Consider the following 26,756-nt stretch of genomic DNA (forward strand, 5'->3'; position numbering starts at 1 on the left):
GGGCACCGGCCCGGTCACGGCCGGCGCCTCGCCGGAATGCCCTGGGGTCCGCCGGTGGGGGGAGGCGGCGGATCCAGGGGTGGATCAGCGGCCCGCGGCAGTGAGTTCGTCGCCGGCCTGCTTGCGCAACAGTGTGCACACGTCATGCAGTCCGGCGTACAACTGCCCGAGTTCGGCGTCTGTGACATGAATCGAGGGTTCGAAGCGCAACGTACCGACCGCGCTGGCCGTCGGGAACGTCCGCACCCGGTGCCGGCGCAGCAGATGGCCCGCCAGGAAGTAGCCGAAGAGGCCGCTGCGCGCGATCTGGCGCAACTCCGGAGAGGAGGCGTCGGACTGGTCGTGGAATTCCAGCCCCTGCATCAGCCCGTGTCCGCGCACGTCCGCCACCACGTCGGGGAATTCCGCCCGCAGCGCGTCGAGTTTCGCGCGCAGTGCCGCTCCGCGTTCCTCGGCCTGCCGGTAGGCCGCACCGCCGTCCCGCTCCAGCAGTTCGAGAACTTTCAGGGCGATGTGGGAGGAGAAGCTGTCCTTGGCAAAAGTTGAACTGTGCACGATTTCGAAATCCCGGCGGTATCGCTTCTCGCGCACCAGCATCACGGACGCCTTCGCGATGCCCCCGCCGAGCGTTTTGGCCAGGGTGTAGTAGTCACCGCGCAGGCCGATCCGGGAACTGGCGAGCAGCGCGCCGGTGCGGCCCATTCCGCTCTGGATCTCGTCGACGACGACAGGGCAGTCGATCCGGGCGCAGAACTCCTGGATCTCCCGGGCGAACTCGCGGGACAGGACACGGATTCCGCCCTCACCCTGGATGGGCTCGACGAGGAAGGCGCAGAACACGGGGAACTCGTGCTCCGTCACCGTGATCCTGCCGTTCTCGGCCGTCAGGCCGAGCAGGACCCGGCGTTCACGCGCGTGGACGGCGTCCAGGTCCTCGGGGCTGTCCTGCGGGACGAACCGCGCCTGCGCGGCGAGCGACTTGAAGGGCAGCCGGTAGCCCTCGTTGTGGGTGAGCTGCACACTGCCGGCGAGCTTGCCGTGGAAGCCGCCCTCCAGAGCGAGGAACAGCGGCGGGGACGCGACGGTCTCGTCGTTGCGGCGCCTGATCGCCGCCTCCAGCAGACGGACGGCCTCGGTGCCGTCGGCGGCGAGGGCGACCCCGAGACGGGCGGCGGCCTCCCCGTGGACGGTTGCGGACCCGTCGGCCACCGCGGCGCGGGCCGCGGCGAGTCCCGCCTCGACGGAGCCGAGCAGTTCGGACACGCGCATGCCCCGGTCCAGCTCCGCGTGTTTCACGGCGGCTTCCACCGCTTCCGCGCCACTGTTTCCGAAGATGGCGTAATAAGGCTCGTCATCGGCGAGTTCACGCGCGATGATGCGGTTCAGTTCGGCGGCCAGCCGGTTGGCGTACGGGTGGCGCGAGAACTGGGCGTGGATCGGTGTATGTTCGGCGAGCAGCTGCCGGGCGTGCTCGGTGATCTCGGGGTGGTGATGGCCGAGCAGCACCGAGCCGTAACCGCCGGCGAAGTCGGCCACCGGGAACTCGGCGCCGTCGTCGTCCCGTACGTACAGGGTGTTCCCCTCGGCCCGCACGTATTCCACCGCCAGTCCCGCGGTGTCGAGTACCTGGCGCAGATAGGGCTCGGCGAGTTCGCGTTCCGCGGCTGCGGCGGAGGTCTCAGTCATGTCCTCAGAATCCGATGACCGGGTAAACATCCGGTCATTGAAAGGTCATCGGTGACGCCCGGTCACAGAAGGCCCACCGGTTACCCGGGCATGAAGGAACCGCGAGACGCCGCGGCTACGTTGATTGCGCCGGCTGCCCCTTCCGTGCGGACGGCACAGACGTGTCCCGTGACCCATCGGAGAGTGGCATGAATTCCGCGTCCGCCGAACTCGATCACGCTGCCGTGCGTACCGGTCACCAGCCGGTCCGCCCGGACCGGTTGCGCGGGGTGATGTCCCGCTTCGCCACCGGTGTCACGGTCCTCACCGTGGGCGGGGAGCACCTGCACGCCATGACGGCGAACGCCTTCAGCTCGGTCTCCCTCGACCCTCCGTCCGTGCTGTGCAGCGTCGGCCACAGCGCGGTCATGCACGGTGCGCTCACCGGGGCGGGGCGCTTCGCCGTGAACATACTCGGCGCCCACCAGGAACCCCTCGCCCGGCACTTCGCCGACAAGAGCCGCACTCTGGGTGCCGCCCAGTTCGAGCGCGTCGACTGGCGTGCGGGCGAGCACACGGGGGCGCCGCTGCTCGACGACTCGGTGGCGTGGCTGGAGTGCGAGCTGACCGAGTCGCACGCGTTCGGTGACCACACCATCTTCATCGGCACCGTGCTGGCGGCCGGCGAGGGCGCGACCAGTGACGGGCTGCTCTTCGTCAACGGCCGCTTCGGGAAGCCGGCCACCGCCTCCTGACGGGCACGCCCGCCCGGTCCGGCGGACGCGGAAGGGCGGCACCACCCTCCGGTGGTGCCGCCCTTCCGCGTGTCAGGGCCTCCCGCCGCGAACGGGAGGCCGGCCGTCACAGGAAGTAGGTGCCCGGGTCCAAGCCCACCAGGACCCGCCCCTGGACCTCCAGGTTGGCGTCCCGCTGGACCAGGGCGTGCAGCGAGAAGCCCTGGATGTCGCGGTGGAACCGCTGCAGGGCGACCTCGCGCCGGATGACCGAGCCGCCGCTCGCCGCGTACAGCAGCTCCACGGCCTCCTTGGCGAGCTGCGCCGCGTACGCCGTCCGGCCGCGGATCACGGCCTTCTCCTCGTCGGTGGGCTGCTCGCCGGCGTCGGCCCGGGTCTGCAGGACCTCCAGGCACAGCTCCGCCAGGCCCTCGGCGGCGTCGATCTTGTTGGCGGCCGTGGCGACCTGGATCTGCGTGAGCGGGTGCAGCTTCTGGTCGGTCCAGTCGGTGTACGTGATCCCCCGGCCGGGCAGGCGCTCCAGGAACAGCTCGTACGCGCCGCGGGCGATGCCGGTGAACGCCGCTGTGACGCCGGACAGGACGTAGCCCAGCAGACCGTAATTGCGGCCGGTGGCGCCGGTGTTCTCGCGGTCGCCGGTCGCGCTGACCATGGCCTCCTCCAGGGAGACCACACGGTGCGCGGGCACGAACACGTCCGCGGCGGTGGTGGTGCAGCTGCCGGTGGCGGCTCCCGCGCTGACGTGCCAGTCGTCGGTCACCTCCAGCTCGGAGACCGGAACCAGCGCGACGAGCTCCTCGGTGGTCCCGTCGGGACGCTCCACCATCGCGGCGAGCAGGTCCCAGTCGGCGCCCAGGACACCGGAGTTGTAGCGCCACGTGCCGTTGAGGCGGTAGCCGCCGTCGACGGGGGCGAGGGTGCCGGTCGGGGCGAAGACGATGGACACCCGGGTACTGCCCCCGGCGAACACCTCCCGCTGCGCCCGCTCGGGGTAGAGCGAGGCGCACCAGGTGCTGGTGAGCCAGACCATGGTCAGCCAGCCGGTGGACGGGCAGCCGCGCGCGACCTCGGCGATGACCTTGAACTGGTCGGCCACGCCGAAGTCGAGCCCGCCGTGGGCGGCGGGCACCGCGGCGCGGAACACGCCCGCCTTCTCCAGCAGCTGGATGTTCTCGTCGGGGATCCATCGCCGTTCCTCCGCCTCCGCGCCGTTAGCGCGCAGGGTGGGGACGGCATCGCGTACGGCGTCCAGCACGGACGTCAGGGCTTCCTGGTCGGTCACTGTCTCTCCTCGGGCCATCGGGGTTTTCCGGCACGGCGGAGCCCCCCTGGTACGCCAGGGGGGCTCGCGGGGCTCACTGGTCGGCGACGAGACCGGTCGCGGCCACCGGGCGGTCGATGGCCATCAGCCAGCGGCCGTCCTCGGTCTTGCGGAGCACATCGGTGCAGACGCCCTCCAGCCGGACCGGCTCACCGTCCGGGCCGGTGCTGTCGATGGCGTACTCGACGCCGATCAGCGCCACGTCCCCGGCCACGTACGAGTGGGTGACGCGCGCCTCCAGGGTGGGCTTCGACGCCAGGAACTCCTTGAAGAACGCCAGCCGGGCGGCGCCCGTCAGGGGCTCGCCGGAGAAGTTCGATATCGAGTCGTCGAGGTAGAGGCGGTTGAACAGCTCGCCGTCACCCGAGTTGAAGACCTGGATGAAGATCTCGTTCTGGATGTCGGTGTCGGCGGTGAGGTCGGGCCGTTCCGGGTCGAACGGGACGGTGAAGGACGTGGCTGACGTGGCCGGCGTTGCTGACATGGGGATGCGGTTCCCTTCCGGGGGGTGGGTGGGTGATGCCTCGGTGGTCATTCCTCGCCCGCTGCCTGCCGGGCGGCACGCAGACCGGACTCGATGGCGCCGTCGATGTAGCCGCTCCAGCCGTTGGCTATGTCGCCGCTGGCGAAGGAGAGCCGCCCGCTGGTGTAGGTGACCTCCGGGTAGAGCGTGGTGAGCTGCCGCGGCTTGCGGAACGCCCAGCCGCCGCGCGCGTAGGGGTCGCGGCCCCAGTCGTGCGCCTTGACGCCGATGACGTCCAGGTTCACGCCGAGTTGCTGCACGGCCTTCTTCACCTGGGCGGTGTTGGTCGGGTCGAGCCGCGGATCGGTGCTGAAGGCGACGTAGAGCATGCCTTCGGAGGTCTCCTTGAACGGCAGCAGCATGGGGATCGGCGAGCCGCCCTCGGCGCCCTGGCCGTAGACCCGGCCGGCTCCCTTGCGGGCGTGGATCCACAGCTTGACCGCGTTCTTCACGGCAATGCCCTGGGTCGTCGCGGTGGTGAGCGCCGGGGGCAGCGACGGGCTGAACTTGACCGTGCCCAGCGCGTTGACCGGCATCGCGACCACGACCGCGGTGGCGCTGTAGCGGGTGCCGGAGGTGGTGGTGACGTACACCAGGGTTCCGGTGTCGTTCACCGAGGCGACCGGCGAGCTGAGCTTGATCGTCGGCTTGGCCTCGTTGACCATCGCCTGGAGCAGTGCCGTGGTGCCCTTGGCGATGCGCCAGCGCATGGTGTCGTTCCAGCCCGCGTTGGTGTGGCCGGCCAGGGCCCACCAGTGGGCGAACATCGTGAAGGCGCCGTCCGTGCTGGCACCGCCGGCGTAGACCGCCGTCTGCCCGTTGACGAGGAGTTCCTCCTCGGGCGTGAGGGCGAGCTGGGTCAGGCGGTCGCGCAGGGTCAGCTTGTCCAGGCTCTGCAGCAGGTCGGCCCGGTACAGGGGCTGGAACGGCTTCTCGAAGTACGTCCGCGTGCCGTCGAACATGCGCTCGAAGACGGTGCCCATCCGGCCGAACCCGTCCTCGGGCGTGAACTGCCGCGGGCCGTTCGGCGTCGGCAGCCACGTCGTCGAGATCGGCTCGTCCTCCTCCAGCGCCAGCTTGTAGCGCGTGAGTTCGGCGCCGAGGTAGGGCTGGGTCGGCTCGACCCAGGTCCCGCCGCGCTCGATCAGCTGGCCGCCGTAGGTGTCCGTCCAGGTGCGGCCGCCGATGCGGTCGCGGGCCTCCAGGACGAGCACCCGCTTGCCGCGGGCGCGCAGTTCGCGGGCCGCGGTGATGCCGGCGAAACCGGCGCCGATGACGATGACGTCCCAGTCCGCCGCGGCGCCGCCGGTGGCGGCGGAGGCCGCCGGGGCGACCGGGGCGAGGGCGGCTGTCGCGACGGCGGCCGCCCCGGCCGCCTTGAGCAGGGTGCGGCGCGTCGGCCGCCGCCCGCTGATGGGTCCGGATGTGTGCATGGTGCTGTGTGTCCCCCGTGTACTCGGTGCGGGCCCGCCGTGCGGAACCGGCATGTCACTCATGGGCCAAGGTGCTTTCGGTTCTGCGTGCCGCGGCGCTCGCGCCGGTCAGCTCGCCTGGCCGAACGGGTCGTCGATGGCGTAGCGCCACACGTTGTCCTCGCCCCGGGTCAGCACGTCCACCCCGACGCCGGCCAGGTGCTCGGTGGTGCCGTCGGCGCCGGTGATGTCGATCGTCCAGTCGACGATCATCAGCGCGGTCTCGCCGGTCACGAACACCTGCCGGGGCTTGGCCGCCATCCGCGGCCGGGCCTCGAGGAATTCCCGCTGGTACTTCCGGCGTTCGTCACCGGTGAGCGGCTTGCCCGGTTCCCAGACGGCGACCGCGTCGGCGGTGTAGAACTTCTCGACCGTCTCGAAGTCACCGGCGTTGACGGCCTCGACATAGCGGGCGGTGTGGTTTTCCAGTTCCGCGACGAGCTCGGACATGGCGGAAATCAACCTGCCTTCTTGGCTGGAGAGACGTTTGAGGGGAACGTTCAGGAGAAAGGAACGTTCCATGCGGGTGTCTGCACGAACAGTGCGGGTGCTCGTGCATTCCGTGGCCGACACTATTCGGGCCGGTTCAACGTTCCAGCCACGCTGCGGTAATGCCGTGGTCTCCGCCGGGCAGGGCGCGACATGACAGTGCCGCCGGGCGACTGCGTGGAGTCGCCCGGCGGCAGGTGGTCCGGTGAGCGGGGGAGTGCGGGGGCGGCCTCAGGCCTGGCGCACCCGGCCGTCCCAGCGCCAGGCGCCGCGCCGGGGCAGCCCGGGCAGCGTGCTGCGTCCCGTGCACCACAGCAGGGTGTCGGCGGGGGAGTGGCCGGTGGGCGCGTCGGGGAAGAGCCGCTCCACCACGGGCGCCGCCAGAGCGTCCGAGGGGGTGTACTCCACGCCTACCGCCTGCGCGATGTCCCGCCCGTGGACGACGAGCTCGAGCACGCCCATCGCCGCGAAGCCAGCCGCGTCGGAGTGCCCGTACGGGTGCCAGGCGCGGACCTCCGGCGGGGTGTCGCGGACGGTGCCGGCGAGCAGCGTGCCGGCGATCCGGATGCCCTCCAGGGCGGCCGGGACCGGGGCGTGGCCGTCGATCGAGGAGAACAGGGTGATGTAGCGGTCGGTGGGGCGGGCGATGAGCAGGCCGGCGTACCCCACGACCCCGAGCGCGATGTGCGACAGGGTTTCCCGACAGCTCCAGTCCAGATCACCCGCCTTTCCGCGCCAGTTCTGATCGGCTCCTTTTTCGAGTGCGGAGGTGGTGTCCTCGGCCGCAGTCCGTACGAGTTCGGGCCATGAAAGAGTCATGCTGGGATGTTCCCACACGGGCCGCCCCGAGCACCGTTCGACCATTTCCCGGTCAGCGTCGGGTAATTGCCGGGTAATTGTGCGTCAAGTGCCGCCTTCTTTTCGGAGGTGTGAGGGTGATGACCGGGCGATGGGTGTGCTCTTACTCATTTCTCCGAGCCCTTCAGTAAGGTTTCGAACTGCCGGGGAGCGTTGGGTTCTCGCGCCTCTCGACCGGCAGTAGGAATCACAATCGAGGAGCCGGAAATGGCCACGAACGACGACCTGGCAGCCGTACTGGAAGCCGTGGACAGCATCGTCCCGACCCTGCGCGAGAACGGCCGCGCCGCCGAGGACCGCGGCTGGCTGCTGGACGAGAGCATCGAACTCCTGGAGAAGGCCGGGGTGTTCCGCATGGCCGTGCCGCGCCGGTTCGGCGGGCTCGACCTGCCGCTGGCCGACCAGGCCCGGGTCATCACCGAGATCGGCCGCGGCTGCCCGGCCGCCGCCTGGGTGACGATGGTGTGGGTGACGAGCACCTGGACGGCGACGCTCTACCCCGACCGGGCCCAGGAGGAGGTCTTCGCGTCCGGCTCCGTCAAGATCTCCAGCGCGTTCGCCCCGACCGGCGTCGCCGTCCCCACCGAGGGCGGCTACCTCCTCAACGGCACCTGGAAGTTCAACACCGGCTGCAAGGGCGCCGACTGGGACTTCACCGCCGCGATGGTGCGCAACCCGGACGGCACCGAGGGCGAGATCATGGCCCTCGTCCCCATGTCCGACCTCAGGATCGTCGACGACTGGGACGTCTCGGCCGGCGCCGCCACCGGCAGTGCCACCGCCATCGCCGAGGACGTCTTCGTGCCGGCCCACCACGCCGTGTCCTTCGAGGAGGTCATGGTCAGCGCGACCGGCGACCGCTCCAACCTGGGCGCCACCGGCCGCAACTACGGCCTGCTCAGCTTCGTCATGGCGGAGTGCGCCGCCGTGTTCATCGGCATCGCCCGCGGCGCCTACGAACTGTTCCTGGAGCGCCTGCCCGGCCGCGGCATCACCTACACCGACTGGACCGACCAGAAGCTGCACCCGCTCACGCAGATCCAGGTCGCCACGGCCGCCAACAAGATCGACGCCGCCGAGGCGCTGTCGACCCGCTGGCTGACCCTCCTCCAGGAGCGCGCCGACGCAGGCGAGCAGCCCACCGACGCCGAGAAGGCCATCGTGCGCGGCCAGACCGGCTTCGCCGCCCAACTGGCCAAGGAAGCCGTGGAGATCCTGCACAACGCCAGCGGCGGCTCCGTCATCCGCCGCGACGTCCACCTGCAGCGCTTCCACCGCGACATCCAGGGCTTCTCGCTGCACGCCCTCGCCAACGCCGACGTCAACCTCGAACTCCAGGGCCGCGTCCTGGTCGGCCTGGAGCCCGGCACCGTCTTCCTCTGAGTCGACGCCCCGGACCCGCCTTTTCACCGGCGCGCCCCGCGTGCCGGACCGTACAGCACACCACTTTCGTACTGGAGGAACACATTCATGGGTGACAACCACACCTCGGTGTCGGTGCTCGGCCTCGGCCTGATGGGGCAGGCCCTGGCCGCCGCCTTCCTGAAGGCGGGCCACGCCACCACCGTGTGGAACCGTTCGGCGGACAAGGCCGACGGCCTCGTCAAGGACGGCGCGGTCCTCGCCGCGAACCCCGCCGACGCCGTCGCCGCGAGCGACCTCGTGGTCGTCTGCGTGTCGACGTACGACGTGGTGCACGACGTCATCGGCTCGCTCGGCGACGCCCTGCGCGGCAAGACCGTCGTCAACCTCACCACCGGCTCCTCCGAGCAGGCCCGGCAGACCGCCGAGTGGGCGGAGAAGAACGGCGCGCAGTACCTCGACGGCGCCATCATGATCACCCCGCCCGGCATCGGCGCCGAGACCTCCGTCCTCTTCTACGCCGGTGACCAGGCCGTCTTCGACGCCCACGAGCCCGTGCTGAAGCTCCTCGGCGGCGGCACCACCTACCTCGGCACCGACCACGGCAAGCCCGCCCTGTTCGACGTGTCGCTGCTCGGCCTGATGTGGGGCGCCCTCAACAGCTTCCTGCACGGCGTGGCCATCGTGGAGACCGGCGGCGTCAAGGCGCAGGAGTTCCTGCCGTGGGCGCACATGTGGCTCGACGCCATCAAGATGTTCACGGCCGACTACGCCGCGCAGATCGACGCCGGCGACGAGAAGTTCCCGGCCAACGACGCCACCCTGGAGACCCACCTGGGCGCGCTCAAGCACCTCGTCGAGGAGAGCGAGGCGCTCGGCGTCGACACCGAACTGCCCAAGTACTCCGAGGCGCTGATGGAGGGCATCATCGCCCAGGGCCACGCCAAGAACAGCTACGCCAGCGTCGTGAAGGCATACCGCCGCCCGAACCAGTGAGCACCGGGCCCGGTATTCGCTGCACCCCTTGACGAAGGGGCCGGTTCCGAATCCCCCGTCGGAACCGGCCCCTTCCCCGTGCCCGCACACCGGCGCACCAGAATCGGACGCGCATTTCACCGTTCGTTTCCGCCCGTCGATTCCGTGCGCTTTCCGTCCTGCAATTCCCGCTCTTCGCGAAAGGTGTGTTCCATGACCGAGAACGGCGACAGCACGACCCCTCGCGCCCACGGACGCGTCACCAGAAGAACACTGCTGAAGGCGGCGGGCGCCACCGCGCTCACCGCCGGCGCCGTCGCCGCGACGGCACCCTCGGCCGCGGCCGCCGACATGCCCTACGACGCCATCGTCGTCGGCGCCGGATACGCGGGCGGAACCGTCGCCCGGGAGCTGGGCGCCCGCGGCATGCGGGTCCTGGTCCTGGAGGCCCGCGGCCGGATCGGCGGCCGCATCGAGCCGGGCACGCTGGCCGGGCAGCACGTCGAACTGGGCGGCGGCTGGTTCGGCCCCGGCCAGGACCTCGTGGCCCGCGAACTGAAGCGCTACTCGCTGACCACCACCGAGGACGTGCACGCCACCCGCATGGTGATGCCCGGCCCGAACGGCTACGCCAGCCACTCCCCGCAGGAGGCCGGCGCCCGGCTGAACAGCCTGTTCGCGGACTTCTACGCCGGATCCGAGCAGTACTTCGAGCGGCCCTACGAGCCGCTGCACCGCAAGGACCTGCTGGCGTCCGTGGACCGTCTCTCCCTCGCCGACCGCATCGCCCAGCTCAAACTGAGCGGCGTCGACCACGACTGGGTGAGCGGCGCCACCTCGGTGTTCGCCGGCGGCAACAAGACCGGCTCCCTCACCGGCCTCGCGCAGTGGTACCAGCTCGCGGGCGGCACCTACGACAAGTTCCTCTCGGTGATGAGCCAGCTGCCCGAGGGCGGCATGATCTCCATCCTGGAGCGGATGCTGCGCGAGTCGGGTGCCACCGTCAGCCTCAACTCGCCGGTCACGGCGATCCGCGAGCGCGGCGGCCTCACCCAGGTCGAGGTCCGCGGCGGCCGGGTGTACCAGGCGCCGGTCGTCGTGCTCGCCACGCCCGTCAACATGTGGTCGACGCTCACCTTCGAGCCGGGCCTGCCCAAGGTGTACACCGACGCCGCCCGCGAGGGCCTCGGCGTCCCGCACGCCACCAAGCTGTGGCTGCGGGTGAAGGGCACCTCCGAGGCGGTCTCCGCCCAGGCCCCGGAGGGTGCCCCCATCCTGCTGCTCATCCCGCAGAAGCAGCTGCCCGACGGCCGCATCTTCGTGGCCTTCACCGGCCCCGCCCTCGACGTGTCCGACCCGCAGGCGGTGCGCGCCGCGGTCCGCGGGCTGCTGCCGGAGGCCAGGGTCGCCGAGTACCGGGCGAAGGAATGGCACAAGGACCCGTGGGCGCGCGGCGGCTGGGGCCTGCGCCGGCCGGGGCAGCTCCTGCGTCAGCTGCCGGACATCCAGCAGCCGTTCGGACGCATCGTCTTCGCGGGCGGTGACATAGCCAGCGGCTGGAACGGGGCCTTCGTCGAAGGCGCCCTGGAGTCCGGCTTCCGTGCCGCGGAACAGGCCGCGACCCTCGCGGGCTGACCGTCGGCAAGCGCCATGACCGCGCGGTGGAGAACGGGAAGTGCGGTTCCCGTCCACCGCCCGGTCATGGCGCCTTCTTCTTTTCCCGCTCCCTTTCGTCCGGGCCGAATTACCGGAGCGAGGACGGAGACTGAGGAGAGGGAGAGACCCCCCTGCCTACGATCGGGCCGAACATTCCCCCACTCAGCAGTCTTGCGGTAATTCGGCCGAAAGGGCAGTCGAGCGCGATGACGAATCAGCACCAGTCCGAATCGATCGGTACGCGCCGTGCACGGAGCGAGGACATCGCGGTCGTCGGCCTTTCCTGCCGCCTGCCCGGAGCGGGAAATCCGGAGGCCTTCTGGGAACTGCTCAGCACCGGCACCTCCGCCATCACCCCCGTCCCGGCGGACCGCCTGCGGCCCGCGTCCGGCGAGGCGGCACCCGACGGCACCGCACCCGGCCTGCGCCACGGCGGCTTCCTGGAGAGCGTCGACACCTTCGACGCCGGCTTCTTCGGCATAGCCCCGCGCGAGGCGCGCGTCATGGACCCGCAGCAGCGCCTCGTGCTCGAACTGGCCTGGGAGGCGCTGGAGAACGCCGGGATCGTCCCGGCCACCCTGCGCGGCAGCCGCACCGCCGTCTTCGTCGGCACCCTGCGCGACGACTACGCCGCCCTGCTCTACCAGCACGGCGCCCGGACCGTCACCCAGCACACCATGACCGGCGTCAACCGCGGGGTGATCGCCAACCGGGTCTCGTACCACCTCGGGCTGCGCGGCCCCAGCCTCACCGTCGACTCCGCCCAGTCCTCCTCGCTGGTCGCCGTGCACCTGGCGTGCGAGTCGCTGCGCGCCGGCGAGTCCGACGCCGCCATCGTCGCCGGCGTCAACCTCAACATCCTCGCCGAGGCCGCGGTGGCCGGGGAGCGCTTCGGCGGGCTCTCCCCCGACGGCACCACGTACACCTTCGACGCCCGCGCCAACGGCTTCGTACGCGGTGAGGGCGGCGGCGCCGTCGTCCTCAAGCCGCTGTCCCGGGCCCTCGCGGACGGCGACGACGTCCTCGGCGTGATCCACGCCAGCGCCGTCAACAACGACGGCACCACCCCCGGACTGACCGTGCCCGGGCAGGAGACCCAGGAGCGGGTCCTGCGCGAGGCGTACGAACGCGGCGGCCTCGACCCCGACGCCGTCCAGTACGTCGAACTGCACGGCACCGGCACGCCGGTCGGCGACCCCGTCGAGGCCGCCGCCCTGGGCGCGGTGCTGGGCACGGCCCGTTCCGGCGCCGGCCCGCTGCGGGTCGGGTCGGCGAAGACCAACGTGGGCCACCTGGAGGGCGCGGCGGGCATCGTCGGCCTGATCAAGACCCTGCTGGCCCTGCGCCACCGCCGCCTGCCCGCCAGCCTCAACTTCGACACCCCCAACCCGGCGATCCCGCTGGCCGAACTCGGCCTGGAGGTGCAGCGCGAGACCGGCGACTGGCCCGCCCCCCACCGGCCGCTGATCGCCGGTGTCTCCTCGTTCGGCATGGGCGGCACCAACGCCCACGTGGTGCTGGGCGAGGGGCCGGCCACCCCGTCACCGGAAGCGGCTCCCGAGGGGGACGGCGTCCTGCTGCCCTGGGTCGTCTCCGGACGCGGCGCCGCCGCCCTCGCCGCGCAGGCCGATCGGCTGCGCACCGCCGTGACCGCCGTCCCCGCGCCCCGCCCCGAGGACATCGGCCGCTCCCTGGCCACCACCCGCACCGTCTTCGACCACCGGGCCGTCGTCCTCGCCGACGACCGGGCCGGCATGGTCACCGGCCTGACCGCCCTTTCCAGGGGGCGGGCCGCGGCGCAGGTCGTCACGGGTGCCGTCCGCCCGGGCACGACGGCCTTCCTGTTCACCGGGCAGGGCGCCCAGCGCGCCGCCATGGGACGGGAACTGCGCGATGCCTTCCCGGCGTTCCGGGCCGCCTTCGACGAGGTGTGCCGGGCGTTCGCCCCGCTGCTCGACCGGCCCCTCGCTGAGGTGGTGGACTCCGGGGAGGGCCTGGACGACACCGCCTGGACCCAGCCCGCGCTGTTCGCCGTCGAGGTCGCCCTGTACCGCCTCGTCACCTCCTGGGGCGTCACCCCCGGCCACGTGGCCGGGCACTCCATCGGGGAGATCGCCGCCGCCCACGTCGCCGGCGTGCTGTCCCTCGACGACGCCGCCCGGCTCGTCGCCGCCCGGGGCCGCCTGATGCAGGAACTGCCGGCCGGCGGCGCCATGGTCGCCGTCGAGGCCACCGAGGACGAGGTGCTGCCCCTGCTCGCCGCGCAGGACGGGCCGGTCGCGGTCGCCGCCGTCAACGGGCCGCTCGCCGTGGTGATCTCCGGCGCGCACGACAGCGTCACCGACGTCGCGGAGCAGCTCGCCGCGCAGGGCCGCAGGACCCGCCGCCTCACGGTCAGCCACGCCTTCCACTCGCCGCTGATGGACCCGATGCTGGAGCCGTTCCGCGCCGTCGTGGAGGAGCTCACGTTCCACGAGCCGCGGATCCCCGCCGTGTCCACGGTCACCGGCACCGCCGTGGAACCGGGCCAGTGGACCTCGCCCGCCTACTGGGTCGAGCAGGTGCGGCGCCCGGTCCGCTTCCGCGACGCCGTACGCACCCTGGAGAACCTGGGCGCCGCCACCCTGCTGGAGCTCGGCCCCGACGGTGTCCTGACCGCGCTGGCCGCCGCGAGCGCCGGTGACACCGAGGCCACCGCCCCCGTCGCCACGCTCCGCGCCGGACGCGCCGAGGTCCGCTCCCTGCTCACCGGCGTCGCCGCCGCGTTCGTCCGCGGCACGCCCGTCGACTGGGCGGCCGTGCACGCCGGCGGCCCGGGCCGCCGCGTCCCGCTGCCCACCTACGCCTTCCAGCGCGAGCGCCACTGGATCGACGGCCCGGCCGCCCCCGCCGCGCAGGCACCCGCCCCGGCCCTGCCCGAAACCGCGGCCACCGCATCCCCGGTCGCCCCGGCCCCCGACGCCACCGCCCTGGTGCTGGAGCAGGTCGCCGCCGTCCTGGAGCACACCGACGCCGGCCGCGTCGACCAGCACGCCGCGTTCAGGGACCTCGGCTTCGACTCCCTGATGACGGTCGAGCTGCGCGACGCCCTCGCCACCGCCACCGGCCTCACCCTGCCCAGCGGCCTGCTGTTCGACCACCCCACCCCGGCCGCCCTCATCTCCCACCTCACCACCCTCCTCGCCGGCCCGGACCCCGCCGCCCTCACCGAGGACCGCCCGGCCGGCACATCCGACACGGCGCACGAACCCATCGCCATCGTCGGCATGGCCTGCCGCTACCCGGGCGGCGTCACCTCTCCCGAGGAGCTGTGGAACCTCGTCGCCGACGGCCGGGACGCCATCACCGGCTTCCCCGGCGACCGCGGCTGGGACGCGGACCTGTACGACGCCGACCCCACACACGGCGGTCACAGCACGGTCCGCGAGGGCGGCTTCCTGCACGACGCGGCCCTGTTCGACAACGAGTTCTTCGGGATCTCGCCCCGCGAGGCCCTCGCCATGGACCCCCAGCAGCGCCTCCTCCTGGAGACCGCCTGGGAGGCCGTCGAGCGGGCCGGCCTGGACGCCGCCGCCCTCAAGGGCAGCCGCACCGGCGTGTTCGTGGGCGCAACCACCCTCGACTACGGACCCCGGATGCACGAGGCCCCCGACACCGTCGAGGGGCACCTCCTCACGGGCACCACGCCCAGCGTCATGTCCGGCCGCATCGCCTACCAGCTCGGGCTCCTCGGCCCGGCCGTCACCGTCGACACGGCCTGCTCGTCCTCCCTGGTCGCCCTGCACATGGCGGTGCGCTCGCTGCGCACGGGCGAGACCAACCTGGCCATCGCGGGCGGCGCGACCGTCATGTCGTCGCCCGGCATGTTCGTGGAGTTCTCCCGCCAGCGCGGCCTGGCCGCCGACGGGCGCTCCAAGTCCTTCGCCGCGTCCGCCGACGGCACCTCCTGGGCCGAGGGGGTCGGCCTCCTGGTCGTCGAGCGCCTGTCGGACGCGATCCGCAACGGGCACCGGGTGCTGGCCGTCGTACGGGGCAGCGCCATCAACCAGGACGGCACGGGCAACGGCCTGACCGCCCCGGTCGGCCCCTCCCAGCAGCGCGTCATCCGCGACGCCCTGTCCGACGCCCGGCTCACTCCGGCCGAGGTGGACGCGGTGGAGGCGCACGGCACGGGCACGCGGCTGGGCGACCCGATCGAGGCCCAGGCCCTCCTGGCGACATACGGCCAGGACCGTGAACGTCCGCTGTTCCTGGGGTCGTTGAAGTCGAACATCGGCCACGCGCAGGCCGCCGCGGGCGTGGGCGGCGTCATCAAGATGGTGCAGGCCATGCGGCACGGTGTGCTGCCGCGGACGCTGCACGTGGACGAGCCGTCGCCGTTCGTCGAGTGGGACACGGGCGCGGTCGAGCTGCTGAGCGAGCAGCGCGAGTGGACCGCTCGTGACGGTGCACCGAGGCGGGCGGGTGTCTCCTCCTTCGGCATCAGCGGAACCAACGCCCATGTCGTGGTGGAGGAGTTCACCGCGCCCGAGGAGGCCGTCGCCGAGCGGCCGGAGCCGTCCGGGCCCGTTCCGTTCGTGCTGTCCGCCCGGGACGAGACGGCGCTGCGCGCCCAGGCCCAGCGCCTGCACGACTTCGTCACCGAGGGCGGCACGCACCCCACCGACCTGGGCGCGTCCCTCGCCGTCACCCGCACCGCCCTGCCGCAGCGCGCGGTGGTCACCGCCACGGACACCGGCACGCTCCTCGCCGGGCTCGCCGCCCTGGCCCGGGACGAGGAGACCGCCCAGGTCGTCACCGGCAGCGCCGCCGGGGCGGGCCGCACCGCCTTCCTGTTCACCGGCCAGGGCGCCCAGCACGCCGGCATGGGCCGCGAACTGTACGCCGCCTCCCCCGTGTTCGCGGCGGCCCTCGACGAGGTGTGCTCAGCCCTCGACGAACACCTCGAACTGCCCCTGCGCACCGTGATGTTCGCCGACGGCGACAGCGAGCCCGGCCGCCTGCTGCACCGCACCGCCTACACGCAGCCCGCCCTGTTCGCCGTCGAGGTCGCCCTGTTCCGCCTCCTCGCCCACCACGGCACCACACCGGACCTGCTCGCCGGGCACTCCATCGGCGAACTCGCCGCCGCACACGTCGCGGGCGTGCTGTCCCTCGCCGACGCGGCCCGGCTGGTCGCGGCCCGCGGCCGTCTCATGGAAGCGGCACGCGCGGGCGGCGCCATGATCGCCCTGGAGGCCACCGAGGCCGAGATCACCGCCGACCTGGAGAAGGCCGCGGGCCGGCTCGACCTCGCCGCCGTCAACGCCCCCGACTCCCTGGTGGTCTCGGGCGACGAGGACGCGGCGGAGGAACTGGCCGCGCTGTGGCGCTCCCGGGGCCGCCGCACCCGCCGGCTCCAGGTCAGCCACGCGTTCCACTCGTCGCACATGGACGACGTCCTGGACGAGTTCCGCGCCGTCGCCGAGAGCCTCACCTTCCACGCGCCGCGCATCCCGATCGTGTCCACGGTCACCGGCGAGCTCGCCACCCCGGACGAGCTGACCTCGCCCGCGTACTGGGTCCGGCAGATCCGCCGGCCCGTACGGTTCGTCGACGCCGCCCGGGCCCTGCACCGGCACGGCACCAGCGTGTTCGTCGAGACCGGCCCCGACGCCGTGCTCGCCCCGCTGACCCGTGCCGCGCTGGCCGACACCGACGCGGTCGTCGTCCCGCTGCTGCGGGCCGGGCGCCCCGAGGGCGAGACCTTCCTCGCCGGGATCGCCACGGCCTGGACGGGCGGCGCGCCGCTCGCCGCCGAGACCTTCCACCCCGGCGCCCGCCTCGTCGACCTGCCGACGTACCCCTTCCAGCGGGAGCGCTACTGGCTCACCCCCGAACGGCCGCTCGACGCCCGGGGGCTCGGCCTCGACCCCGCCGGGCACCCGCTCCTGCACGCCTCGATGGAACTGGCGGGCAGCGACGGGCTGGTGCTCACCGGCCGCCTCTCCGTCGCCGACCAGCCCTGGCTCGCCGACCACGCCATCAACGGCACCGTCCTCGTGCCCGCCACCGCTTTCCTGGAGCTGGCCCTGGCCGCGGCGGGCCGCTACGGCATCGACCAGGTCGGCGAACTGACCCTGGAGGCCCCGCTCGAACTGCCGGAGCAGGGCTCCGTCCGTGTCCAGGTCGCCGTCGGCGCACCGGACGCCTCCGGCAGCCGGCCCGTCGAGATCCACGCCTGCCCGGACGGCCGCCCGGACACCGGACAGTTGTGGACGCGACACGCCTCCGGCACCCTCGGCGGCACCCCGCCGACCGGGCCCGACCTCAGCCAGTGGCCGCCCACCGGTGCCGCCGAGGTGCCCCTGGGCGACGCGTACGAGCGCCTCACCGCGCTCGGCTACACCTACGGCCCGGCCTTCCAGGGCCTGACGCGCCTGTGGCACGCGACCGACGCGCTGTACGCCGAAGTCGCCCTGCCCGACGCCCATCGGGACGGCGCCGCCCGGTTCGGCCTGCATCCCGCCCTCTTCGACGCGCTGCTGCACCCCGTCGTGCTGCACGCCGCCGGGGACGACACCGCCGCGGACACCATCCGGCTGCCGTTCGCCTGGTCCGGCGCGTCCCTGCACGCCGCGGGCGCCGACACCCTGCGGGTGCGGATCGAGCCCGGCGGGTCCGGCACCTACTCGCTGCACGCCGCGGACACCGTCGGCGCACCCGTCGTGAGCGTCGAGTCCCTCGCCCTGCGCCCGGTCGCCAAGGACCGGCTCCGCTCCGGACCGCGCCCCCTCGACTCCCTGTACGCCGTCGAGTGGACGCCGGTCACGCCACCCGAGGGCGACGTCCCGCGCGTGGTGGAGGCCTTGGACCTCACGCAGGTGGACACCACGGCCGAGGTGGTCCTCGTACGTGCCCCCTCCGATGACGGAGACGGCGACGTTGCGGCCCTCGCCCACCACACGGCGGACGTCTTTCTGCGCCTCGTGCAGGACTTCCTCGCCGACGAGCGCCTGACCGGCGCGCGCCTCGCGGTGCTCACCCGGGGCGCCGTGGCCGCCGCCCCCGGGGACCTCGTCCCCGAGCCGGCCCAGGCCCCGCTGTGGGGCCTGCTGCGCAGCGTGCAGTCCGAGCATCCGGATCGTGTGGTCCTGATCGACGCAGATGCCGGCGCCTCCACCGATGACCGGCTCCTGGCCACCGCCCTCGCTTCGGGTGAGGCGCAGGTGGCGGTGCGGTCGGGCGGGTTGGTGGTGCCCAGGCTGCGTCGGGCGGTGCCGGATGAAGGCGACGCGGTTTCGTGGGGTGAGGGCCCTGTGCTGGTGACGGGCGGTACCGGTGGACTGGGCGCTGTGGTGGCCCGGCACCTCGTCCAGGTCCATGGGGTGCGTTCGCTGGTGCTGGTGAGCCGGCGTGGTGAGTCGGCTCCTGGTGCGGGGGAGTTGCGGTCGGAGCTGGAGGCGCTGGGCGCTGCGGTGACGGTCGCGGCGTGTGATGTGACCGATCGGTCTGCTCTGGCGGAGCTGCTGGCCGATGTGGGTGCCTTGTCGGGTGTGGTGCATACGGCGGGTGTGCTGGACGACGTGACGGTGGAGGGGCTGACCGCTGAGCGGTTGCACTCGGTGTTGCGTCCGAAGGTGGATGCGGCGTGGCATCTGCACGAGCTGACCCGGGACATGGATCTGAAGGCGTTCGTTCTGTACTCGTCGGTGTCGGGTCTTCTCGGTACGGCGGGGCAGGCGAACTACGCGGCCGGTAACGCGTTCCTGGACGCGCTGGCGGCGCATCGCCGGGCCGCCGGGCTGCCGGCGACCTCCCTCGCCTGGGGCCTCTGGGACGGCACCCACGGCATGGGCGGCACCCTCGGCGACGCCGACCTGGCCCGCTGGACCCGCCAGGGCATCAGGACCCTCACCCCCGAGCACGCCCTGGCCCTCTTCGACGCGGCCCTGGCAGGCGACGACGCGCTGCGTGTCCCCGTCGTCTTCGAACCGAGGGCCCTGCGCGCCGAGACCTCGCCCCTGCTGCGCGAGCTGGCCCCGGCGCCCCGCTCCCGGCGCACGGCCGCCCGCGCGGCCGACGCGGGCGGCGACGGCACCTCCTGGGCGGAGCGGATCGCCGCCCTGCCGCAGGAGCGGCGCCGCGAGACCGTCCTCGACCTCGTCCGCGGCATCGTGGCCGGAGTCCTCGGCCACACCGACCCGCAACGCCTGGACCCCAAGCGCGCCTTCAAGGAGAGCGGCTTCGACTCCCTCGCCGGCGTCGAGCTGCGCAACCGCCTGAACAGCGCCACCGGGCTGCGGCTGTCCGCGACCGTCGTCTTCGACCACCCCACGCCCGACGCGGTCGCCGACCACCTGCTCACCCGGATCGAGGACACCACCGCCCCGGCACCGGCGGCCCGCACCGTTCGGCCCGCCATCGCCCACGACGAGCCCATCGCGATCGTGGGCATGGCCTGCCGCTACCCGGGCGGCGTCGCCTCACCGGACGACCTCTGGCGGCTGGTCTCCGAAGGCGGCGACGCCATCACCGGGTTCCCCGGCAACCGGGGCTGGGACCTGGACGGCCTCTACGACCCGGACCCCGCCCACACCGGCACCTCCTACGTCCGGCACGGCGGTTTCCTGCACGACGCCGACCGTTTCGACCCGGCCTTCTTCGGCATCCCGCCCCGCGAGGCCACCGCCATGGACCCGCAGCACAGGCTGCTGCTGGAGACGGCCTGGGAGGCGTTCGAGCACGCGGGCATCGACCCCACCGGCCTGCACGGCTCGGACACCGGCGTGTTCACCGGCGCCATGTACGACGACTACGCGTCCCGCCTCGCGGCGAGCCCCGAGGAGTACGAGGGCTTCCTGCTCGCGGGCAACCTCTCCAGCGTCGTGTCGGGCCGGCTCTCCTACACCTACGGCTTCGAGGGCCCGGCCGTCACCGTCGACACGGCCTGCTCGTCCTCGCTGGTCGCGCTGCACCTGGCGGCGAACGCGCTGCGCAACGGCGAGTGCTCGCTCGCCCTTGCCGGCGGCGTGACCGTCATGGCCGGACCGCACGTCTTCGTGGAGTTCTCCCGCCAGCGCGGCCTGTCACCCGACGGCCGCTGCAAGTCCTTCGCCGCCGCGGCCGACGGCGTGGCCTGGTCGGAGGGCGTGGGCCTGCTGGTGGTCGAGCGGCTGTCGGACGCCCTGCGCAACGGGCACCAGGTGCTGGCGGTCGTCCGGGGCAGCGCGGTGAACCAGGACGGTGCCTCCAACGGTCTGACGGCGCCGAACGGCCCGTCGCAGGAGCGTGTCATCCGCCAGGCGCTGGCCTCGGCCGGCCTGTCCGCCGCCGAGGTGGACGCGGTGGAGGCGCACGGCACGGGCACCCGGCTGGGCGACCCGATCGAGGCCCAGGCCCTCCTGGCGACGTACGGCCAGGACCGTGAACAGCCCCTGCTGTTGGGCTCGTTGAAGTCGAACATCGGTCATGCGCAGGCCGCCGCGGGCGTGGGCGGTGTGATCAAGATGGTGCAGGCGATGCGGCACGGTGTGCTGCCGCGGACGCTGCACGTGGACGAGCCGTCGCCGTTCGTCGAGTGGGACACGGGCGCGGTCGAGCTGCTGACCGAGGCACGGGAGTGGACCGCGAGGGACGGTGTGCCGCGTCGTGCGGGCGTCTCCTCCTTCGGCATCAGCGGGACCAACGCCCATGTCGTGGTCGAGGAGTTCACCGCGCCCGAGGAGGCCGTCGCCGAGCGGCCGGAGCCGTCCGGGCCCGTCCCGTTCGTGCTGTCCGCCCGGGACGAGCAGGCGCTGCGCGCCCAGGCCCGGCGCCTGCACGACCACCTCGGCAGCCACCCCGAGCAGTCCCTCACCGACCTCGGCTGGTCCCTCGGCACCCGGCGGGCCCGGCACAGCCGCGGGGCCGTGGTGGTCGCCCGGCACCGAGCCGAACTGCTCGACGGACTCGCCGCGCTCGGCCGTGGCGAGACCACCCCGGCAGCCCTGCGCACCTCCTCGTCCACACGCGGCAAGACCGCCTTCCTGCTGACCGGGCAGGGCGCCCAGCGCCTCGGCATGGGCCGCGAACTGTACGCCGCCTCCCCGGTGTTCGCGGCGGCCCTCGACGAGGTGTGCGCCCACCTGGACCCCGAACTCATGCGCCCGCTGAAGTCGGTGCTCTTCGCCGCCGAGGACAGCGCGGACGCCGCCCTGCTCGACCAGACGGCGTTCACCCAGACCGCGCTGTTCGCCCTGGAGACCGCGCTGTTCCGCCTCGCCGAACACCACGGCCTCACCCCGGACTTCCTGCTCGGCCACTCCATCGGAGAGGTCACCGCCGCCCACCTCGCGGGCGTCCTCGACCTGCCCGACGCCTGCGTCCTCGTGGCGGAGCGCGGCCGGCTGATGCAGGCGGCACGGGAGGGCGGCGCCATGGCGGCCGTCGAAGCAGGAGAGGACGCGGTACGCGCCGCCCTCGCCCCCTACGGCGACCGGATGGCCGTCGCCGGTGTCAACGGGCCGCGTTCCACGGTCATCTCCGGCGACGCCGACGCCGTGGACGAGCTCGCCGCCCGGTTCAAGAAGGAGGGCTCCCGGGTCAAGCGCCTCCCCGTCAGCCACGCCTTCCACTCGCCGCACATGGACGAGATCCTGGACGAGTTCCGCGCGATCGCCGAGGACCTCACCTTCCACGAACCGCGCATCCCCGTCGTCTCCAACGTCACCGGCGAACTGGCCACGGCGGAGGACCTCGCCTCGCCCGACTACTGGGCGCGCCACATCCGTGAGGCCGTCCGCTTCCTCGACGGCGTCCGCCTCCTGGAGGCGGCGGGGGTCACCGAATGGCTGGAACTCGGCCCTGACGGGGTGCTGAGCGCCTTGGTCGCCGAGTCCCTGGAGCAGGCCTCCGGGGTCGTGACCCCGGCCCTGCGCAGGGGCCGCCCGGAGCCGGAGGTGTTCGCCGCAGCCCTGGGACAGCTCGCCGCACGCGGCGCCGACGTTCGCTGGGACACCGTCTTCCCCGGCGCGCACGGCACCGACCTGCCGCTCTACGCCTTCCAGCGGCAGCGCCACTGGCTCGACGCGCCCACCACCGTCACCGACGCCGCGGGCTTCGGACTCGCCCCGGCCGACCACCCGCTGCTCGGCGCCGCCGTCCAGCTGGCCGACCGTGACGAACACGTCCTCACCGGCCGCCTGGCCCGCGGCACGCACCCCTGGCTGACGGAGCACACCGTCGCCGGCACCGTGCTCGTGCCCGGCACCGGACTGCTCGAACTCGCCCTCCGCGCAGGCGAACGGCTCGGCGCCGCCACGGTCGGGGAACTCACCCTGGCGGCCCCCCTGGTGCTGCCCGAACGCGGCGGCGTGCACCTCCAGGTGTCCGTCGGCGCCGAGGACACCGACGCCACGCGCCCGGTGCGCATCCACGCCCGTCCCCACGGCGACCCCGCCCACGACGGGACCTGGACCCTGCACGCCTACGGCACCCTGAGCACCGGCACCGACGCCCCCACGGGCGAGACGCTCACCGTCTGGCCCCCCGCCGGAGCCCGGGAGATCGACCTCACCGGCGCCTACGAGCGCCTCGACGAGCAGGGCTACGCCTACGGGCCCGCGTTCCGCAACCTGCGCCGGCTGTGGGCCGCCGGCGACGACCTCTGCGCCGAGGTCGCCCTCGACGACGACCAGCGCACCGAGGCACGCCGATTCACCCTCCACCCGGCCCTGCTCGACGCCGCCCTGCACCCGCTGCTCCCCGGGGTCGCCGGTGACGAGGGCCGGCCGCTGCTGCCGTTCTCCTGGGCCGGAGTGAGCGCGAGGGCCACGGGCGCGTCCGTGCTGCGGGTCCGCCTCGCCGGAGCAGCGGCACCCGGGGCCCTGGACAGCGGCTCCACGACGGTCGCGCTCACGGTGGCCGACGGGTCGGGCGCACCGGTCGCCGAGGTGGCGGAGCTGACCCTGCGCCCCCTGTCCGCCCAGTCGCTGCGCGCCGCGGACGCCGGCTCCGCCGACGGCCTGCTCAGGGTCGAGTGGACCCGGCCGGCCACCACGGACGCCACGGCAGACCTCGCCACCTGGGCGGTTCTCGGCGCGCCGGACCTCGGCCTGCCGGACGGCTCCGTCCGCTCCTACGCCGACCTCGGCGAGCTGGCCCGGGCCGTCGAGTCGGGCGCACCCCTTCCCGCGATCGTCCTCGCTCCCCACTTCTCCGCGCCGGCCGGCGACACGCTGCCGGGCACCGCGCGGGAGGCGGCACACCAGGCGCTCGTCCAGGTGCAGGAGTGGCTCGCGGACGACCGGTTCGCGGACGCCCGCCTGGTGGTCGCCACCCGGGGTGCCGTGGCCACCGCGGCCGACGAGGACGTCACCGACCTGGCCCACGCCCCGCTGTGGGGCCTCCTGCGCACGGCACAGACGGAGAGCCCCGGCCGCGTCCAGCTCTTGGACCTCGACGCCACGGCCACACCCGCTCTCACAGCCGCCGTCGCTTCGGGTGAGGCGCAGGTGGCGGTGCGGTCGGGTGGGTTGGTGGTGCCCAGGCTGCGTCGGGCGGTGCCGGATGAAGGCGACGCGGTCGCCTGGAGTGATGGCCCGGTGCTGGTGACGGGCGGAACCGGTGGTCTGGGTGCCATTGCGGCCCGCCATCTCGTGACGGTTCACGGAGTCCGTTCGCTGGTGCTGGTGAGCCGGCGTGGTGAGTCGGCTCCCGGTGCGGGGGAGTTGCGGACGGAGCTGGAGGCGCTGGGCGCTGCGGTGACGGTCGCGGCTTGCGATGTGACGGACCGGTCGGCCGTGGCGGAGCTGCTGGCCGATGTGGGTGAGTTGTCGGGTGTGGTGCATACGGCGGGTGTGCTGGACGACGTGACGGTGGAGGGGCTGACCGCTGAGCGGTTGCACTCGGTGTTGCGTCCGAAGGTGGATGCGGCGTGGCATCTGCACGAGCTGACCCGGGACATGGATCTGAAGTCGTTCGTTCTCTATTCCTCTGTGTCCGGGCTTCTCGGTACGGCGGGGCAGGCGAACTACGCGGCCGGTAACGCGTTCCTGGACGCTTTGGCGGCGCATCGCCGGGCCGCCGGGCTGCCCGCGACCTCCCTCGCCTGGGGCCTCTGGGAGGAGACCAGCACCATCACCGGACACCTCGCCGAAGCGGACCTGCGCCGCCTGGCCCGCTCCGGCCTGCTGCCGCTGGCCACCGATGACGCGATGGCCCTCTTCGACGCGGCCCCGGCCACCGGCGAGAGCGTCCTCGCCGTCACCCGGCTCGACACCCGGGCGATCCGTGCCCTGGGCGACGGGGTACCGCCCCTCCTCGCCGGACTGGTCCGCGGGAACAGCGCCCGCCGCCCCGCGGCCGCGGGCGACGCCCCCGCCGGCCGCCCCGAGGGCCAGGGACTCGCCGAGCGGCTCGCCGCCCTGCCCGCCACCGAGCGGGAACGGGCCCTGGTGGACGTCGTCCGAGGCCGGGTGGCCGCCGTGCTCGGACACGCCGACCACACGGCGATCGACGCCGACCGGCCGGTCCAGGAACTCGGCTTCGACTCCCTGACCGCCGTCGAGCTGCGCAACCAGCTCGCCGCCGAGACGGGACTGCGGCTGCCGACCACCCTGGTCTTCGACCAGCCCACGCCGAGGGCGCTCGCCTCGTACCTGCGTGACCGGCTGACGGTCGAGGAGACCGCGCCGGACGAGCCGGTCCTCACGGAACTGGCCCGGCTGGAGGCCGCCATCGAGGCGGCCGCCACCGACGCCTCCGCCCACGGCCGGATCACCGCCCGCCTGCGGGAGCTCCTGGACGCGGCCGACAACGCGGCCGGGATCCCGGCCCGGGACCGGGACGACGACCCGGACGACGACCTGGACTCGGCCACCGACGACGAACTGTTCGCCCTCGTCGACGAGCTGAGCTGAGCCACCGCCACTTCGGCACCGATCACCACACGACACACGGGAGTTGACACACCATGGCGGGCGAGGACAAGCTCCGCGACTACCTGAAGAAGGCCGTCGCCGATGCCCGTGAGGCACGCCGGCAGCTGCGCGACCTCGAGGACAGGCAGCGCGAGCCGATCGCGATCGTGGGCATGGCCTGCCGCTATCCCGGCGGCGTGTCCTCGCCCGACGACCTGTGGCGCCTCGTGGCCGACGGCACCGACGCCGTCGGCGGCTTCCCCGGCAACCGGGGCTGGGACGTGGACGGCCTCTACGACCCGGACCCCGACCGCACGGGCACCTCGTACGCCCGGGAAGGCGGATTCCTCTACGAAGCCGACCGGTTCGACCCGGCCTTCTTCGGGATGTCGCCGCGCGAGGCCATGGCGATCGACCCGCAGCAGCGGCTGCTGCTGGAAACGGCCTGGGAGGCGTTCGAGCACGCGGGCATCGACGCCACCGCCCTGCGCGGGTCGGACACCGGCGTGTTCACCGGCCAGATGTACAACGACTACGGCTCGCGCCCCCACCTGCCGCCGGAGGACTTCGAGGGGTACCTGTTCAGCGGCAGTGCCGGCAGCATCGCCGTCGGCCGGCTCTCCTACACCTACGGCTTCGAGGGTCCGGCGGTCTCCGTCGACACGGCCTGCTCGTCCTCGCTGGTCGCCCTGCACCTGGCGGTGAACGCGCTGCGCAACGGCGAGTGCTCGCTCGCTCTGGCCGGCGGCGTCACGGTGATGTCGACCCCCGTGGCCTTCCTGGAGTTCTCCCGCCTGCGCGGTCTGTCGCCCGACGGCCGCTGCAAGTCCTTCGCGGCCGGGGCCGACGGTGTGGCGTGGGCGGAGGGGGCCGGTGTCCTCGTCGTGGAGCGGCTGTCGGACGCGGTGCGCAACGGTCACCGGGTGCTGGCGGTCGTGCGGGGCAGTGCGGTGAATCAGGACGGTGCGTCGAACGGTCTGACGGCGCCGAACGGGCCGTCGCAGGAGCGTGTCATCCGGCAGGCCCTGCAGAACGCCCGGCTGGCCCCGGCCGATGTGGACGCGGTGGAGGCGCACGGCACGGGCACGCGGCTGGGCGACCCGATCGAGGCCCAGGCCCTCCTGGCCACCTACGGCCAGGACCGCGAACAGCCACTGCTGCTCGGGTCGTTGAAGTCGAACATCGGGCACGCGCAGGCCGCCGCCGGTGTCGGTGGTGTGATCAAGATGGTGCAGGCCATGCGGCACGGTGTGCTGCCGCGGACACTGCACGTGGACGAACCATCGCCGTTCGTCGAGTGGGACACGGGCGCGGTCGAGCTGCTGACGGAAGCACGTGAGTGGCCGGCGCGTGAGGACGCGCCACGCCGCGCGGGTGTCTCCTCCTTCGGGTTCGGCGGCACCAACGCGCACGTGATCATCGAGGAGGCACCGGCCGCCCCGCCCGCCGAGACCACCCCCGTGCGCACCCTGCCCGCCCTGCCGTGGCTGCTGTCCGCACGCACCCCCGAGGCCCTCACCGACCAAGCCGAACGGCTCCACGCCTTCGCCTCGGCCCCCGGCGCCCCTGACCCTCTGGACATCGCCTACTCCCTGGCCACCACCCGCGCCGCCCTCCCGCATCGCGCAGCGGCCGTGGGCAGCGGGCCCGCCCAGCTCCTGGACTCCCTCCGGCACCTCACCCCGGTCACCCCCTCAGGCGGTGCTCTGGCGGTGGTGTTCTCGGGTCAGGGTGCTCAGCGGGCGGGGATGGGCCGGGAGTTGTATGGGGCGTTTCCGGTGTTCGCGGGGGCGTTGGACG

Annotated in this window: 11 protein-coding genes and 1 pseudogene; 6 read left to right on the plus strand and 6 right to left on the minus strand. The window is 73.1% G+C overall.

Going from position 1 to position 26,756, the window contains the following annotated elements:
• Positions 1-84 precede the first annotated feature (84 nt).
• Complete coding sequence (locus tag HNR57_RS32190; RefSeq protein WP_184565637.1) at positions 85-1,686, minus strand: aspartate aminotransferase family protein; 1,602 nt, start codon at positions 1,684-1,686, stop codon at positions 85-87.
• A 188-nt stretch (positions 1,687-1,874) separates the two neighbouring features.
• Between HNR57_RS32190 and HNR57_RS32195 the strand changes: the two genes are divergently transcribed.
• Positions 1,875-2,420, plus strand: a complete 546-nt coding sequence (locus tag HNR57_RS32195; RefSeq protein ID WP_184565639.1) for a flavin reductase family protein — start codon at positions 1,875-1,877, stop codon at positions 2,418-2,420.
• Positions 2,421-2,526: 106 nt separating this feature from the next.
• Here HNR57_RS32195 and HNR57_RS32200 read toward each other — a convergent pair whose 3' ends face one another.
• The 5 genes from HNR57_RS32200 to HNR57_RS32220 form a co-directional block, all read right to left on the minus strand.
• On the minus strand, positions 2,527-3,720 hold the full coding sequence (locus HNR57_RS32200; RefSeq protein ID WP_221343297.1) for an acyl-CoA dehydrogenase family protein: 1,194 nt from the start codon (positions 3,718-3,720) through the stop codon (positions 2,527-2,529).
• Between the two features lie 55 nt (positions 3,721-3,775).
• Entirely contained in the window at positions 3,776-4,225 is a 450-nt protein-coding gene (locus tag HNR57_RS32205; protein WP_184565643.1) for a YybH family protein, read from the minus strand.
• 47 nt (positions 4,226-4,272) lie between these two features.
• Positions 4,273-5,697 (minus strand): flavin monoamine oxidase family protein, encoded by a 1,425-nt coding sequence (locus HNR57_RS32210; RefSeq protein WP_246555144.1) that lies wholly within the window; start codon positions 5,695-5,697, stop codon positions 4,273-4,275.
• A 108-nt stretch (positions 5,698-5,805) separates the two neighbouring features.
• Positions 5,806-6,186 (minus strand): YybH family protein, encoded by a 381-nt coding sequence (locus HNR57_RS32215; protein ID WP_184565647.1) that lies wholly within the window; start codon positions 6,184-6,186, stop codon positions 5,806-5,808.
• A gap of 270 nt (positions 6,187-6,456) precedes the next feature.
• Positions 6,457-7,044 (minus strand): maleylpyruvate isomerase N-terminal domain-containing protein, encoded by a 588-nt coding sequence (locus HNR57_RS32220; protein ID WP_184565649.1) that lies wholly within the window; start codon positions 7,042-7,044, stop codon positions 6,457-6,459.
• A gap of 246 nt (positions 7,045-7,290) precedes the next feature.
• Here HNR57_RS32220 and HNR57_RS32225 point away from each other — a divergent pair, with 246 nt between their 5' ends.
• The 5 genes and pseudogenes from HNR57_RS32225 to HNR57_RS32245 all read left to right on the plus strand — a co-directional run.
• On the plus strand, positions 7,291-8,466 hold the full coding sequence (locus HNR57_RS32225; RefSeq protein ID WP_184565651.1) for an acyl-CoA dehydrogenase family protein: 1,176 nt from the start codon (positions 7,291-7,293) through the stop codon (positions 8,464-8,466).
• A gap of 87 nt (positions 8,467-8,553) precedes the next feature.
• Entirely contained in the window at positions 8,554-9,441 is an 888-nt protein-coding gene (locus HNR57_RS32230; RefSeq protein ID WP_184565653.1) for an NAD(P)-dependent oxidoreductase, read from the plus strand.
• Between the two features lie 192 nt (positions 9,442-9,633).
• Positions 9,634-11,055, plus strand: a complete 1,422-nt coding sequence (locus tag HNR57_RS32235; protein WP_184565655.1) for a flavin monoamine oxidase family protein — start codon at positions 9,634-9,636, stop codon at positions 11,053-11,055.
• Positions 11,056-11,282: 227 nt separating this feature from the next.
• Positions 11,283-24,956 (plus strand): type I polyketide synthase, encoded by a 13,674-nt coding sequence (locus HNR57_RS32240; protein WP_184565663.1) that lies wholly within the window; start codon positions 11,283-11,285, stop codon positions 24,954-24,956.
• A gap of 62 nt (positions 24,957-25,018) precedes the next feature.
• Positions 25,019-26,756, plus strand: a pseudogene (locus HNR57_RS32245) (type I polyketide synthase); the annotation flags it as partial.

The sequence above is a fragment of the Streptomyces paradoxus genome, assembly GCF_014202475.1.
Classification (GTDB): Bacteria; Actinomycetota; Actinomycetes; order Streptomycetales; family Streptomycetaceae; genus Streptomyces; species Streptomyces paradoxus.

What these genes read in the sequence shown, in the direction of transcription:
- HNR57_RS32190 (WP_184565637.1), bottom strand. Translation starts at nt 1,686, where the DNA reads ATGACTGAGACCTCCGCCGCAGCCGCGGAACGCGAACTCGCCGAGCCC.
- HNR57_RS32195 (WP_184565639.1), top strand. Translation starts at nt 1,875, where the DNA reads ATGAATTCCGCGTCCGCCGAACTCGATCACGCTGCCGTGCGTACCGGT.
- HNR57_RS32200 (WP_221343297.1), bottom strand. Translation starts at nt 3,720, where the DNA reads ATGGCCCGAGGAGAGACAGTGACCGACCAGGAAGCCCTGACGTCCGTG.
- HNR57_RS32205 (WP_184565643.1), bottom strand. Translation starts at nt 4,225, where the DNA reads ATGTCAGCAACGCCGGCCACGTCAGCCACGTCCTTCACCGTCCCGTTC.
- HNR57_RS32210 (WP_246555144.1), bottom strand. Translation starts at nt 5,697, where the DNA reads ATGCACACATCCGGACCCATCAGCGGGCGGCGGCCGACGCGCCGCACC.
- HNR57_RS32215 (WP_184565647.1), bottom strand. Translation starts at nt 6,186, where the DNA reads ATGTCCGAGCTCGTCGCGGAACTGGAAAACCACACCGCCCGCTATGTC.
- HNR57_RS32220 (WP_184565649.1), bottom strand. Translation starts at nt 7,044, where the DNA reads ATGACTCTTTCATGGCCCGAACTCGTACGGACTGCGGCCGAGGACACC.
- HNR57_RS32225 (WP_184565651.1), top strand. Translation starts at nt 7,291, where the DNA reads ATGGCCACGAACGACGACCTGGCAGCCGTACTGGAAGCCGTGGACAGC.
- HNR57_RS32230 (WP_184565653.1), top strand. Translation starts at nt 8,554, where the DNA reads ATGGGTGACAACCACACCTCGGTGTCGGTGCTCGGCCTCGGCCTGATG.
- HNR57_RS32235 (WP_184565655.1), top strand. Translation starts at nt 9,634, where the DNA reads ATGACCGAGAACGGCGACAGCACGACCCCTCGCGCCCACGGACGCGTC.
- HNR57_RS32240 (WP_184565663.1), top strand. Translation starts at nt 11,283, where the DNA reads ATGACGAATCAGCACCAGTCCGAATCGATCGGTACGCGCCGTGCACGG.